Source organism: Streptococcus parasanguinis CC87K, from assembly GCF_000507765.1.
Taxonomy (GTDB): Bacteria; Bacillota; Bacilli; order Lactobacillales; family Streptococcaceae; genus Streptococcus; species Streptococcus parasanguinis_J.
This window is the reverse complement of record NZ_KI669401.1, coordinates 1,292,033-1,304,839: the sequence shown is the minus strand read 5'-3', so window position 1 is coordinate 1,304,839 and position 12,807 is coordinate 1,292,033. Positions and strand designations below refer to the sequence as shown.

Here is a 12,807-nt window from a genome sequence, read left to right as displayed (position 1 = left end):
ATGGCAACAGAAGCACAAATCAGAAAAGAAAAAGAAGAAAAATTACAAGATATTTTACGAAAAATCGGAAAGGTAGCCGTTACCTATTCAGGTGGGATTGACAGCTCTTATCTCTTGAAGGTGGCCTTGGATACCTTGGGACCTGACAATGTTATTGCGGCCGTCGTGAACTCTGAGATGTTTTCAAATGAAGAATTCGATCTAGCGCTCGACTTGGCCGATCAGCTAGGAGCACCTGTGCTTGGACTGGAAATGAGAGAATTGAGTGATCCACGGATTGCTGCCAATACGCCCAATATTTGGTATTACACCAAACAATTGATGTACCAAACTATTAAGGATTCAGTTACAGAACTGGGCTTTAAGCAATTGGTAGACGGCAATATTATGGATGATATCGACGATTTTCGACCTGGTATCAAGGCTCGGGACGAAGCGGGTGTCCGCAGTGTCTTGCAAGAAGCCGGCCTCTATAAGACAGAAATTCGTCAATTGGCCAAGGAAAGAGGGGTCTCCAATTGGAATAAGGTGCCATCTTGTAGCGTTGCCTCACGCTTCCCATACGGAGTGAAAATCACTTCAGAAAATGTACAACGGGTTTTTGAAGGGGAAGAGTTCCTTGTAGGACTTGGCTTTGAGCAAGTCCGTGTGCGTGTGCATGGAGACTTGGCGCGCATCGAAGTGGAAGAAGACCATCTGCTTAAAGCCATCCAACTGCATGACAAGATCAATGACTACATGAAAAAAATCGGATTTACCTATGTAGCCTTGGATTTGGCTGGATATAAGTACGGCCGGATGAATGATGCATTGGATGAAAAAACAAAAGAAAAAATTATGGCAGGTTAAGCAATGAAGGAAGTGATAAGGTTCTGGTTCGAAGAGTTGAAGCCAGAGGATTGGTTCAAAAAATCAGAAGCACTGGATCAAGAAATGCGGGAGCGCTTTGAGGAACTTTATTGGAAGGCCAGTCGTGGGGAATTGTTTCACTGGCGGGCTACGGCAGAAGGGCGTTTAGCAGAGATTTTGCTCTTGGACCAAATTCCTCGCAATATTTTTCGAGGGACTGCCCAAGCTTTTGCGACAGATTCCCTGGCCTTGGTCTTGGCCCAAGAAGGCTTAGAGCAAGCCTTGGATCTACCAGTTGTACAAAGAGGATTTTTCTACATGCCTTTTATGCATTCGGAATCGTTAACCATTCATGAAGAAGCTCTGCGCCTATTTGATCAACCGGGCTTAGAAAAGCGTTTGAAGTATGAGAAGATGCACATGGACATTCTTCAACAATTTGGGCGTTATCCACATCGGAATGCCATCTTAGGACGGCCTTCGACCAAGGAAGAAGAGGAGTATTTGAAAGAACATTCTGGCTTTTAAGGGAAGATGAGGCCCACAGATTTCAAAACTCTTTTCTCTCTTCATGAAATTGCCTGAAACAGCAGGCATGATGTCAGAGTTCCCTCACCTAGGCTTTTCCAAGCGTCTAAAAAATGGTATAATGAACTGTAAATTTCACAATTTGGAAGGAATGTTATTGCTATGATGAATATGCAAAATATGATGAAGCAAGCTCAAAAATTGCAAAAGCAAATGGAGCAAAGCCAAGCGGAGCTAGCTGCAACTCAATTTGTCGGAAAATCTGCTCAAGATTTGGTTGTCGCGACTCTTACAGGTGATAAGAAGGTCGTCTCCATTGATTTCAATGTTGCAGTGGTCGATCCTGAAGATACAGAAACTCTTTCTGATATGACGGTTCAAGCCATCAATGCTGCCATTGAAGAAATTGATGCTGCAACCAAGAAAAAACTCGGTGCTTTCGCAGGGAAATTACCATTTTAAGCAAAGGAAGTTTTCATTAACTCAAAAGAGGCTGGGACAAAAGTCCTAGCCTCTTAATTGTTTTTGGATTGTTGAGCAAGACGCAGTGGTTGAGTGGGCTCTACTACGCTGATTTCTTCAGCTTTTACAGCCCTACTCAACTGTGCGGAGGTGGGACGACGAAATCGAATTCTAACGAATTACCGATTTCTGTCCCACTCTCTCTTTTTATTCATCAAAAAATCCGGATAAGTCCAAGCCTCCGAAGGGGTTGGTGGAGAAGTTCTCTTGCTCGTCAAGGAGGGTGCGGCCTTGATCAAATTCGAGGAATTGTTCGTAGACAAGAGCTGTCATGCGGGCGTCCTCTAAGCTATCGTGTGATTTTCCTGCGACTCCCAAAAATTCTGCAACGGTGTGGAGTTGGAGATTTTTAATGCCGTGGAGGTCAGATGGACGACGCTCGAAAGCTTGGTCAAAGACATCAACGGCGTACTGGTCTTCTAAATCTAAGCCATTTTCAAGCAGGATGGGAAGGTCGCTCTTCAGGGCATTGTATCCGATCAAGGGTCGATCTCCAACGAAGGCCTTGAATTCGCTGAGGACCTGTTCGAGTTGTGGGGCATTTTGGATCTTGTCCTGGGTAATGCCAGTCAGGCCGTTAATAAAGCTTTTTAGGGGCTTATCGGTGTAGACGTAGGAGTCGTAGTGATCGACTTCTTTACCGTCCGTAAAACGCACGGCAGACACCTGGATAATCTGATAGGCCCCTTCGTATTGGTTAAATTCGAGATCGAAGGCGATATAATCTTCTAATGCTTTCATGGGAAATCTCCTGTGGTAGAAAAGAAAAGGGACTGGTAGGATCCAGCCCCGGATTATCGACGGAAAACGCGTGCCCAGAAACCTTTGCTTTCTTGCTCTTGAACTTTTTCGTTGGCTTGTTCGAGTTCAAGTTTCAAGGTATCGCGATCGTTCATTGCTTGTAAAGTCAATTGTTGTTGTTGGTCCAATTGCTTGTCTTTTTCAGCAATTTGAACGTCTTTCACGCGCAACTGTTCATCTTTCTTAGCGAGTTGCTCGTCTTTGGCTTTGAGTTGCTCGTAGAGACGGACGATTTCAGCATTTTTTTCATCCACCAAAATTTCCATCAATTCGCGTTGCTTCACATCATCGCTGACTGGCTCATCTTCAAAAATAGTTTTTTTGTAGATTTCTTCGAGCTTGATCAAGCCACTACGGGTTACAACGGTAACCCCTTTTTCGTTTTTTTGGGTATCTTCTGGAGCCAGCGCCTTGACACGGTTATTGACCGCCTGGCGGCTGACTCCTAAAATTTCAGCAATTTCGCTGACAGTTTTTTCAATCGCCATAACTTCCTCTAATATCTTTTTCTATGAAATACTCTATTAGATAGTAACATAAGTAGGCTAAGCTGTCAAATGAAGGAAAGAAAGGCTACGCCTTGATACCACGATTAGTGGGCCTCTGTCATTTCAGGAAGATGGAGGCTTGATTGTGCTAAGTCAATGGTGAGTTGGTAATCGGTTTGATCGCGCACAGTGATTTCAAAGTCCGTTGTGTAAAGGACCAGGCGAAGGGTCGCTCCTTTTTCGAGCTTGTAGATGGTTGGTTGAAGATCAAAGTCAAATTCCATCCACTCGCCTGGCGTCACAGCCTCAACCTCTAAGAGGTCATGACGATTTTGGAGGTTGAGATAACCTTTAGAAATGACTCGTTGGCCAGCTTCTTTGAAAGGCAACTCAGTCAAATTGTCTAGCATATGGTAGCGACCGTTATCCAGCGTACGGACCGACAAGACAGCAGGATAGGGTTGGAGGTATTTCTTGCTTCCAAGCTCTAAGAGTTGGGCTGAAAGCAGGCCTTTATTGGTGCTGGAGTAAAGTCGCAGGTGAAGGCGAGCTTTCCCATTGAGGTGTAGGTCTTCTTCGATTGGAAGGTCGATCGTCACCTGTTGCGCCTTATCCTGGTAGAGGTCCGTTAAGAAGGTCGGATAAGCCTTGCCATAGCGCTCGTAATCTTTTGTCTCGTAGCGGTTTTGGATGACTTTTTCGTCGTCTCCCAGGGAGAAGGTCCGCTGATTTGTTTGGTTGCCAAAATCATCCAAGGAAGTCCAACTTTGTTCTCCTGTATTGTCCTGCCAGATGACAGTAGGCAATTCATAGCTTGAATCGTAGCCCAGCAATTTTTTAGAGAGGAGGGCGTTCATGCTTTCGCGGAAGTCAATGGATTGCCAGTTGTTGAGATAGACATGGGCACCATTGTGATAGAAGAGGTGTTTCTTGATGCTTGTTGGAAGAGCCTGGAACATATTAAAGACGTGAAGAGGTTTCACGTTCCAGTCTTGCGAACCATGAGTGAAGACCACCTCAGCCTTCACCTGATCAGCATGTAAGAGATAATTGCGGTCGTGCCAGAATTGATTGTAGTCTCCAGAAGCGCGGTCCAGCTCTTTTTTCACGATGTCTAGATCGGCTTGGTGGGCTGCATTATGGTGCAAATAGTCTCCACCTAGAAGGTTGCGCGAGTAGGTCAATTCGGCAAGGGAATCGAAATCTTCACCTGGATAGCCACCAGGACTTGTCACGAGGCCGTTTTCGCGGTAGTAGTTGTACCAAGAAGAGATCCCAGCCTCTGCAATGATGACTTCAAGACCGTCCACACCTGTGGTCGCAAGGCCGTTAGACATGGTTCCAAGGTAAGAGATCCCGGTGGTTGCGACCTTTCCATTAGACCAATCAGCTTTGACTTGGCGTTTGCGTGTGTGATCTGTAAAGGCCCGGCAACGGCCATTGAGCCAGTCGATAACGTTCTTGTAGGCTTCGATTTGTTGGTAATTTCCATTGGTCATCAAGCCTTGCGAATCTTTTGTCCCCACTCCAGATACGTAGAGATTAGCGTAGCCGCGTGGAAGGAGGTAGTCGTTGAGGGTATAGCTGGAATTGATATGGGTGAGAGTTTCTTCAGCTTCATCGACTAGCTCAGCTGAACCGACAGGATCCACCAATTCTAATTGAGGTACTTCTACTTGAATGGTATGAGGTTCTTTGACCTCGAGGTCGACATTCATATTGTAGAGGGCCTTGTCGCTGGCCTTATCGTTGGTCCCTTGGTGATAAGGACTTGCGGTCATAACAGCTGGAATCTTGCCTTCATAGCGAGGACGGATAATGCTGACCTTGACCAAGTCTGGCAGACCATCTTTGTCGGTATCGACCCGACTTTCCACATAGACGACCTCGCGGATGGCATCATGGCTCGTAAAGGTTGCGAGGCTCTTGCCGTTAAAATAGTGATACTGGTTATCTTCAGGAATCAAGCCATCGCTGACCAACTGATCGATGAGTAAATTTCCTTTTACTGTTCGAGTATTGAGAAGGTGATAGAGGTTTTCTACCAAGTTTCCATACTCAATCGGAAATTGGACTTCTTTCAAGAAGCTATCCGTATCTTCAAAATCAATAAAATAGCGGAAACCGAGTAATTGGAGGGCTACTGTGTAAAAAATGTTCGGAGACCATTCGCAGTCAGATTGGATATACGTTAAAAAGTCTGTTTTAGAATCCACCACTAGGTTAGAGAGGGGATAATCTGTATCTTTATAGGTGAAGTAAACCTTGCGGACAAACCATTCAAACAGTTCTTTTTCTGGGAGGTGGGTGGGAAGGTCAAACCCAATTTCTTTTAGTTCCTTAAGAATGTCTTTTTGGTCAACAGATAGATAGCTATATTGATTGTATTTCATAGACTGCTCCTTTTATCAGTTTCTTTTTTCTTTACTTCTTATATTATACTTGATAAAATAGTATTTGTCTAAAGACCTTTCGTCTATAAGGAGAAGGAATATTGAAAAAAATATCTTTTGAACAAGTTGCAAGAAGACGGACCTTATTGTTTGGGGTTCTTGCCGTCATTTTTGGGATTCTCATTTTTCGAAACGGCGTTGGTTTCACCAAATTTTCCTTGGATCTATTAGCCATTTACTTTTTAGTTGATGGACTAGGAAGCTTTCTTCTTCGCTTTTTGTTACGTAGCAAGTCTATTTCCTATAGCCACTCTATTTGGTTTATTTTTCTTTCACTTGCGTTGATCTGGTTGAATCGACTGAGTAGTCTGCCCGTAAACTTAGTTGTGATTTGTTTAGGGGCATATCAGTTGGGGAGTGCCATTGTCTATGGGATCACATTTTGGCTTTATAAGGCCAATCGGGTAAAAGGAGGCTGGCTCTATTTATGGGATGCGCTTTTAAACGGTGGGCTTGGTCTAGCAACTGTCTTGGAACCTGGTTCAGATGGGCACTTCCAATTTATCCTCTTGGGGGCTTATCTGGTCTTGTTGGGGATTTCTAATATTCGAGATGGTATTTTATTTGACAAAGACCAACAAGGCCAAGAGTTAAAACGTCGCTTTCGTATTAGCCTACCGGTTATCTTTGCAGCCTTTATCCCTGCTAAGGAGTTAAAACGGTTTAACCAGTTTCTTCAAAAAGGGAGCTCGGCGGGACACACAGGCCCTTATCGATTGGTGAAAAAAGAAGAAGAGGCAAGGGAATTAGAAATTTTGGTTCATACTTCTGACAGCAACTTATTTGGAGCGATTGGGCATGTAGATATTTGTTATCAGGGGAAGGTCATTTCTTACGGAAGTTACGATCCCTTTTCAGAGCGTCTATTTGGGACGATTGGGGATGGCGTACTGTTTAAAGTGGATAAGGAACCATACATCGAACTATGTAAAAAAGAGAGTCAAAAGACGCTGTTTGGCTACAGCCTATCCCTTACCGAAGAAGAGAATCAGGCAGTAGAGAAGCGTCTAGCTGAAATTGATCAGTTGTTAGAACCTTGGGATCCACCTAGGAGGTTACTGGAAGACGGTCAGCCGACCTACGCTTACAAATTGAAATATGATTTAGGGGCTGAGCTATATAAATTTACTTCTTCGCGTTTTAAATCTTACTTTGTTCTGTCTACTAATTGCTGCCTGTTAGCAGATTCCATTGTGGGACAGGCAGGAACGGCTGTATTAGATGTGCGTGGAGTGATTGCACCAGGGACCTATCAGGATTACTTAGAATACGAATTTGAAGCTCCAAACGGGCGGGTCCATACACGAACAGTATACTAAAAAAAGAAAGACAGATTTTTATTTTTGAAAAATCTGTCTTTTTTGCACAAGATTTCTTGTAAAAAGCCAGAAAATCTTTTACAATAAAAAGTGCTTGGAGGAAAGTATGACAGCAAATCAGATCGTAAGAGTGATCCCAGTCTTGAAAGTGAATAACCGAAATGTCAATCAACGCTTTTATGAAGAGACATTGGGAATGAAAGTATTAGTGGAAGAAGGAGCTCTCCTATCTTTAGGAGATGCCTCAAAAGTAGAGAAAATTGTCTTAGAAGAGTCACCGAGTATGCGTTCGCGTAAGGTCGAAGGTCCAAAGAAATTGGGTCGAATTGTGGTGAAAGTGGCGCAAGCTCAAGAAATTGATTATTTATTAGCCCGCCAGCCAGAAACAAGCGCCCTTTACCAAGGAGCTATTGGTCGCGCCTTTGAAGTTGTGTCTCCTCAAGGAGATACCGTTTTCGTGCATGCTGAAGAAAATCTTGAAAGTCTAGAGCCTTTGGAGAAAGCGCCTCTTGTTGAGCTTCCAGAAGATTTCAAGGGTTTGACCAGCTTTGATGTGGACTTTCTTGAAGTCAATGTGGCCGATCTGGCCCAATCTCAGGAGCTTTACAGACGCTTGCCAGATCTTGCCCGCTTTATCCATTTGCAGGAAGCCCAGGGAGAAGATCTCCAAGTGGAGAACAAGGTGACTTGGGATTTGAGCATGATCAAGGTCGAATTGGCATCTTTTGATGTGGAAGACTTGAAAGAACGCTTGGGAGAAGCTGTCGATTTTGTGCACCGTAAGGGAACTTTCTTGATTGCCAAGGATCTAAGCCAGATCGAACTCTGGTTTGAAGCCAATCAAGATCAGGTCCATATTTCTTATGAAGAATAAGAATGGAGTGATGAGCGTGAAGGCAATCATCGAAAAAATTACCGAACAAATCCAAGAAGGCATCTATCCAGGTGCCTCTCTTGCGCTTTACCGCAATGGTCAGTGGAGTGAGCACTATCTAGGACTTGCGGACCCTGAAAAAGGTGAGCCAGTAGAGGCTGATCTGGTCTATGATTTGGCCAGTGTCAGCAAGGTCGTCGGAGTCGCTACCATCTGTGCTTTTTTGTATGCGAAAGGGGAGCTTCCGCTCGATCGTCCCTTTAAAGAGTTTTACCCGCGTTTTGCTCATGAGAAGACGACCATCCGGGAACTCTTGACCCATACTTCTGGGCTGGATCCTTTTATCCCCAACCGGGATCAATTGGATGCGAGACAGTTGAAAACAGCTCTTGAAAATTTGCAGTTGAAAGAAGACAAGAGTTTTCATTACACCGACGTCAATTTTCTTCTGCTGGGCTTTTGGTTAGAAGACAGGTTTCACCAGCCCTTGGATCGTTTATTTGAAGAGCTGATCTTTACACCTTGGAAGATGACAGAGACACGGTTTGGACCGGTCGAAAAGGCGGTGCCAACGGTCCGTGGCCTTGCTTCTGGAAGTGTTCATGATCCCAAAGCGAGAGTATTGGGCTGTCATGCGGGAAGTGCTGGACTTTTTTCAACTGTTGCTGATCTAGAGCGCTTCTTAGAGCATTATCTGAAGGATGATTTTGCGCGTGACTTGTCTCAGAATTTTGCGCGTGAAGAGGGCAAGACCCGCGCTCTCGGATGGAATCTAGAGGGTGACTGGTTGGATCATACGGGCTATACTGGAACCTTCATCATGTACAATCGAAAGAGGCAGGAAGCTGTGATCTTTTTGTCTAACCGGACCTATGAGAAGGACGAACGGGCCCAATGGATCTTAGACCGCAACTCTTTGATGGACTTGATCAAACAAGAATGTGAAAAATAGAAATGGATGGCTGGGATGACGGATCCCGGCCTTTTCTTGTCTGTCCATAAGAAGGAGCTCTTCTGGGTGATTCATTTTTGGACTCCGTCTTAGGTTGGATTTCCTTCAAAAGCATCGCTTTTTTGGCTGATTTATATTAAAATAGTAATGACCTTAGTAGAGCGAGATGAATATGCATAAAGAGATAGGCGTCGGAAAGGCGCATAGTAAAATTATCTTAATTGGAGAGCATGCGGTGGTTTATGGTTATCCGGCTATTGCCCTGCCACTCCATCATATCGAAGTGATCTGCCAGATCATCCCGGCAGACAGTCCATGGATTTTGTTTGAAGATGACACATTGTCCATGGCGGTTTTTGCGTCTCTTGAGCACCTCGGGATTCGTGAGGCCCGGATTCGCTGTCGGATTCAGTCTATGGTACCGGAAAAACGGGGGATGGGGTCCTCTGCGGCGGTCAGTATCGCAGCTATTCGTGCAGTTTTTGACTATTATCAAGAGGAGCTGGACGATGAGACCTTAGAAATCCTGGTCAATCGAGCAGAAACCATTGCCCATATGAATCCAAGCGGTCTGGATGCCAAGACTTGTCTGAGCGATCAAGCCATTAAATTCATCCGGAATGTCGGCTTTTACCCGCTGGAGCTGGGTATAAAAGCGAGTTTGGTGATTGCGGATACGGGGATTCACGGCAATACCCGTGAGGCGATTCAAAAGGTTGAAGCTAAAGGGCAGGAAGTTTTGTCCCATTTCCATGAGATTGGTCAGTTGACCCAGCAGGTAGAAGCGGCTCTGAAAGAAAAAGATCTCATTGGCCTTGGGCAGGCTCTTACAGCTTGTCATGACCACTTGAGAGCCGTTGGTGTCAGCTGTAAAGAAGCAGATCACCTGGTCGCCGTTGCCCTTGAAAATGGGGCCTTAGGGGCTAAAATGAGTGGGGGCGGTCTTGGAGGCTGTGTGATTGCCCTCGTCAAGGATTCTCGTGAAGCAGAAACCATTGCCCATGCATTAGAAAAAGAAGGAGCGCACCATACATGGATCGAAAACCTGTAAAGGCTAAGTCCTATGCCAATATCGCGATTATCAAATACTGGGGAAAAGAAGATGCCAAACAGATGGTCCCTTCGACCAGTTCGATTTCGTTGACCTTAGAGAATATGTATACAGAGACCAGTCTCTCTCCCTTGCCAGCAGATGCGACTGCGCATGAATTTTACATCGATGGGGAATTCCAAAATCCAGCTGAGCAAGCCAAAATTGGAGCTGTGATTGATGGCTTGAAGCCAGCAGATGAAGCAGGATTTGTTCGGGTGGATACCAGCAACAACATGCCAACCGCCGCAGGCTTGTCCTCTAGCTCGAGCGGGCTCTCTGCTCTCGTCAAGGCTTGTAATCGGTACTATGATTTGGGCTTGACCCAGGAGGAATTAGCTCAAAAAGCCAAGTTTGCTTCGGGCTCTTCTTCGCGGTCTTTCTTTGGCCCTTTAGCAGCCTGGGACAAAGAAAGTGGAGAAATTTATAAGGTCCAAACAGACCTAAAACTCGCGATGATCATGCTGGTCCTCAATGACAAGCAAAAGCCTGTTTCCAGCCGCGAAGGGATGAAACGCTGCATGGAGACTTCGACTAATTTCAAAGAATGGATCGAAGAGTCTCGACAAGATTATAAGGACATGCTGGGCTATCTAGTTGCCAATGATTTTGAACGGGTCGGTCATCTGACAGAGCGCAATGCCCTTGCTATGCATGCGACGACTAGAACAGCCACTCCAGCTTTTAGCTACTTGACAGAAGAAAGCCATAAAGCTATGGACTTTGTCCGTGAGCTTCGCGCTGCAGGCCATGCTTGTTACTTTACTATGGATGCAGGGCCGAATGTTAAGGTTCTCTGTTTAGAAGAAGACTTGGATCAGCTGGTACCTTTATTTGATGCCCGCTATCGGACCATCGTATCTAAGACAAAGGACCCTCAAGATGAAGACTAAGTATCAGGTACAGACTGGAGGCAAGCTCTATCTAGCTGGAGAATACGCAGTGCTAACGCCTGGCTATGGAGCCGTGATTCAGTTTATTCCCATTTATCTGTCAGCTACTATCCAAGAATCTAGAAGCTATCAGCTAGTCTCAGATCTCTTTGGTTACCAGGTGGATTTGACCCCAAATAAGGACTACGCCTTGATTCAAGAGACCATTCAGCTCATGGAAAAGTGGCTGAAAGATCAGGGGATAGCCCCTAAACCGTTTGATCTTCACCTAAGAGGGACGTTGGGCGAAGAGAGGAAAAAGTATGGGATTGGTTCCAGCGGAAGTGTGGTCTTGCTCGTGATCAAGGCCGTGGCCGCTCTGTATGAACTAGACCTACATCCGGACCTGCTCTTTCGACTAGCAGCAGTGGTCTTGGTGCAAAGAGGGGACAATGGTTCCATGGGCGATTTGGCTTGTATTGCCTACGAGGACTTGATTTATTACCAATCCTTTGATCGGGCTTGGTTGCATGAAGTCTTGACTTCTCAGCCCCTGTCACAAGTTTTAGACCTGGATTGGGACTACCAGATCTGCTCGATCCAGCCAGCCATCGCTTATGATTTTCTGGTTGGTTGGACCAAGGAACCAGCGATTTCAAGTGATTTGATCCGTCAGGTCAAGGGAGCGATCAAGGAAGAATTTCTTCAGGAGAGCCAGAGCGCAGTGAAGAATCTTGAAAAAGGCCTCCGTGAAGGGAACCAAAAAGAAATTGAGACCAGTATCAAACGTGCCGATAAGAACCTAAAGTCTTTGAACCCTTTGATCTATACCCCAGCTCTGAAAGTTCTGCAAGAAGCGACAGAGGGTCTTTCTGCCTGTGCCAAATCTAGTGGTGCTGGAGGAGGCGACTGTGGAATCGCCCTTAGTTTTGACCCAGTTGAGACTCAGACCTTGATAGACCGCTGGAAGGAAAAGAATATTGAAGTCATTTACCAAGAAAGGATGGGAGATTCGTGAGCGAAAATCGAAAAGACCAGCATATTCGCTATGCCTTGGAGCAAAGCTCCTCCTATAATAGCTTTGATGAGATCGAGCTGATTCACCGATCCCTCCCCCTTGTGGATCTAGCGGAGATTGATTTGACAACCCATTTCGCAGGGCGTGATTGGGAGTTTCCTTTTTACATCAATGCCATGACAGGTGGGAGTAAACGGGCCAAAGAGATCAATCAAAAGCTGGCAGCAGTAGCTGAAGCCTGTGGGATTCTCTTTGTGACTGGTTCTTACAGCGCAGGGCTGAAGGATTCGAGCGATCAATCGTATGCGGTCAAAAAAGACCATCCTCATCTACTTTTAGCGACCAACATTGGCATCGATAAAGAGCCAGATTTGGGCTTGCGAACAGTGGAAGAGCTACAACCCCTCTTTCTTCAAGTTCATGTGAATCTGATGCAAGAGTTGCTCATGCCCGAAGGGGAGCGTATTTTCCACACTTGGAAAGACCATCTCAAGAGCTATGGGCAGGGCTTTCCTGTACCTGTAGTCCTGAAGGAAGTCGGTTTTGGCATGGATCCTAAAACAGTCCAGGCGGCGCTAGATGCTGGAATCACAACCGTTGATATTTCTGGACGCGGTGGCACTAGTTTTGCCTATATTGAGAATCGTCGTGGTGGCAATCGCGCTTATCTGGATGATTGGGGACAATCAACTGCGCAGTGTCTCTTACAGTTACAGGATCAGATAGATCAGGTTGAGATCCTCGCAAGTGGGGGCATCCGTCATCCCCTTGATATGGTCAAGGCCTTGGTCCTTGGAGCGCGTGGCGTAGGACTATCCCGCGTTTTTCTTGAGATGGTAGAGACTAAGAGCGTTGAAGAAGCAATCGTACTTGTCCAAGGCTGGAAAGAAGATCTCAGATTGCTCCTTTGTGCGCTCGGTTGTCAGAACCTGAAAGAGCTCCGTGAAGTCGACTATCTCCTCTATGGAAAATTATGGCAAGCGAATCAGCGGAGAAAATGAAAGAGAGTGGGACAGAAATCGGTAATTCGTTAGAATTCGA

Annotated in this window: 13 protein-coding genes; 10 read left to right on the top strand and 3 right to left on the bottom strand. The window is 45.6% G+C overall.

All coding sequences use genetic code 11. From position 1 onward, the window contains the following. From larE to HMPREF1195_RS06200, 3 genes are all read left to right on the top strand, one after another. On the top strand, positions 1-849 hold the full coding sequence (larE, locus tag HMPREF1195_RS06210) for an ATP-dependent sacrificial sulfur transferase LarE (RefSeq protein WP_023919180.1): 849 nt from the start codon (positions 1-3) through the stop codon (positions 847-849). Between the two features lie 3 nt (positions 850-852). After that, entirely contained in the window at positions 853-1,377 is a 525-nt protein-coding gene (locus tag HMPREF1195_RS06205; RefSeq protein WP_023919178.1) for a DUF924 family protein, read from the top strand. 132 nt (positions 1,378-1,509) lie between these two features. Continuing rightward, on the top strand, positions 1,510-1,839 hold the full coding sequence (locus HMPREF1195_RS06200) for a YbaB/EbfC family nucleoid-associated protein (protein WP_298615012.1): 330 nt from the start codon (positions 1,510-1,512) through the stop codon (positions 1,837-1,839). 207 nt (positions 1,840-2,046) lie between these two features. On the opposite strand, the gene HMPREF1195_RS06195 is transcribed toward HMPREF1195_RS06200, so the two are convergent. From HMPREF1195_RS06195 to HMPREF1195_RS06185, 3 genes are all read right to left on the bottom strand, one after another. After that, positions 2,047-2,640, bottom strand: coding sequence for a 3'-5' exonuclease (locus tag HMPREF1195_RS06195; protein WP_023919176.1), 594 nt, complete (start codon positions 2,638-2,640; stop codon positions 2,047-2,049). 53 nt (positions 2,641-2,693) lie between these two features. Further along, a complete protein-coding gene (locus tag HMPREF1195_RS06190) occupies positions 2,694-3,188 on the bottom strand; it encodes a DUF536 domain-containing protein (RefSeq protein WP_003008835.1) in 495 nt (164 codons plus the stop codon). Positions 3,189-3,292: 104 nt separating this feature from the next. After that, positions 3,293-5,581, bottom strand: a complete 2,289-nt coding sequence (locus HMPREF1195_RS06185; protein ID WP_023919174.1) for a Xaa-Pro dipeptidyl-peptidase — start codon at positions 5,579-5,581, stop codon at positions 3,293-3,295. A gap of 101 nt (positions 5,582-5,682) precedes the next feature. Between HMPREF1195_RS06185 and HMPREF1195_RS06180 the strand changes: the two genes are divergently transcribed. The 7 genes from HMPREF1195_RS06180 to fni all read left to right on the top strand — a co-directional run bounded on the left by HMPREF1195_RS06180 (position 5,683) and on the right by fni (position 12,767). Then, the gene (locus HMPREF1195_RS06180; protein ID WP_023919173.1) at positions 5,683-6,960 is read left to right on the top strand and encodes an HdeD family acid-resistance protein; all 1,278 of its coding nucleotides are present in this window, start codon (positions 5,683-5,685) and stop codon (positions 6,958-6,960) included. A 106-nt stretch (positions 6,961-7,066) separates the two neighbouring features. Continuing rightward, complete coding sequence (locus HMPREF1195_RS06175) at positions 7,067-7,834, top strand: CppA N-terminal domain-containing protein (RefSeq protein ID WP_023919171.1); 768 nt, start codon at positions 7,067-7,069, stop codon at positions 7,832-7,834. A 10-nt stretch (positions 7,835-7,844) separates the two neighbouring features. Further along, the gene (locus tag HMPREF1195_RS06170) at positions 7,845-8,786 is read left to right on the top strand and encodes a serine hydrolase domain-containing protein (RefSeq protein WP_037599403.1); all 942 of its coding nucleotides are present in this window, start codon (positions 7,845-7,847) and stop codon (positions 8,784-8,786) included. 172 nt (positions 8,787-8,958) lie between these two features. Continuing rightward, positions 8,959-9,837 carry a mevalonate kinase gene (gene mvk / locus HMPREF1195_RS06165; protein ID WP_009731693.1) on the top strand — a complete coding sequence of 293 codons (879 nt, stop codon included), beginning with the start codon at positions 8,959-8,961 and terminating at the stop codon, positions 9,835-9,837. After that, complete coding sequence (gene mvaD / locus HMPREF1195_RS06160; RefSeq protein WP_023919167.1) at positions 9,819-10,769, top strand: diphosphomevalonate decarboxylase; 951 nt, start codon at positions 9,819-9,821, stop codon at positions 10,767-10,769. The genes mvk and mvaD overlap by 19 nt, the downstream gene beginning before the upstream one ends. Beyond that, complete coding sequence (locus tag HMPREF1195_RS06155) at positions 10,759-11,766, top strand: phosphomevalonate kinase (protein WP_023919165.1); 1,008 nt, start codon at positions 10,759-10,761, stop codon at positions 11,764-11,766. The genes mvaD and HMPREF1195_RS06155 overlap by 11 nt, the downstream gene beginning before the upstream one ends. After that, on the top strand, positions 11,763-12,767 hold the full coding sequence (gene fni / locus HMPREF1195_RS06150; RefSeq protein ID WP_023919163.1) for a type 2 isopentenyl-diphosphate Delta-isomerase: 1,005 nt from the start codon (positions 11,763-11,765) through the stop codon (positions 12,765-12,767). The genes HMPREF1195_RS06155 and fni overlap by 4 nt, the downstream gene beginning before the upstream one ends. Positions 12,768-12,807: the final 40 nt, after the last annotated feature.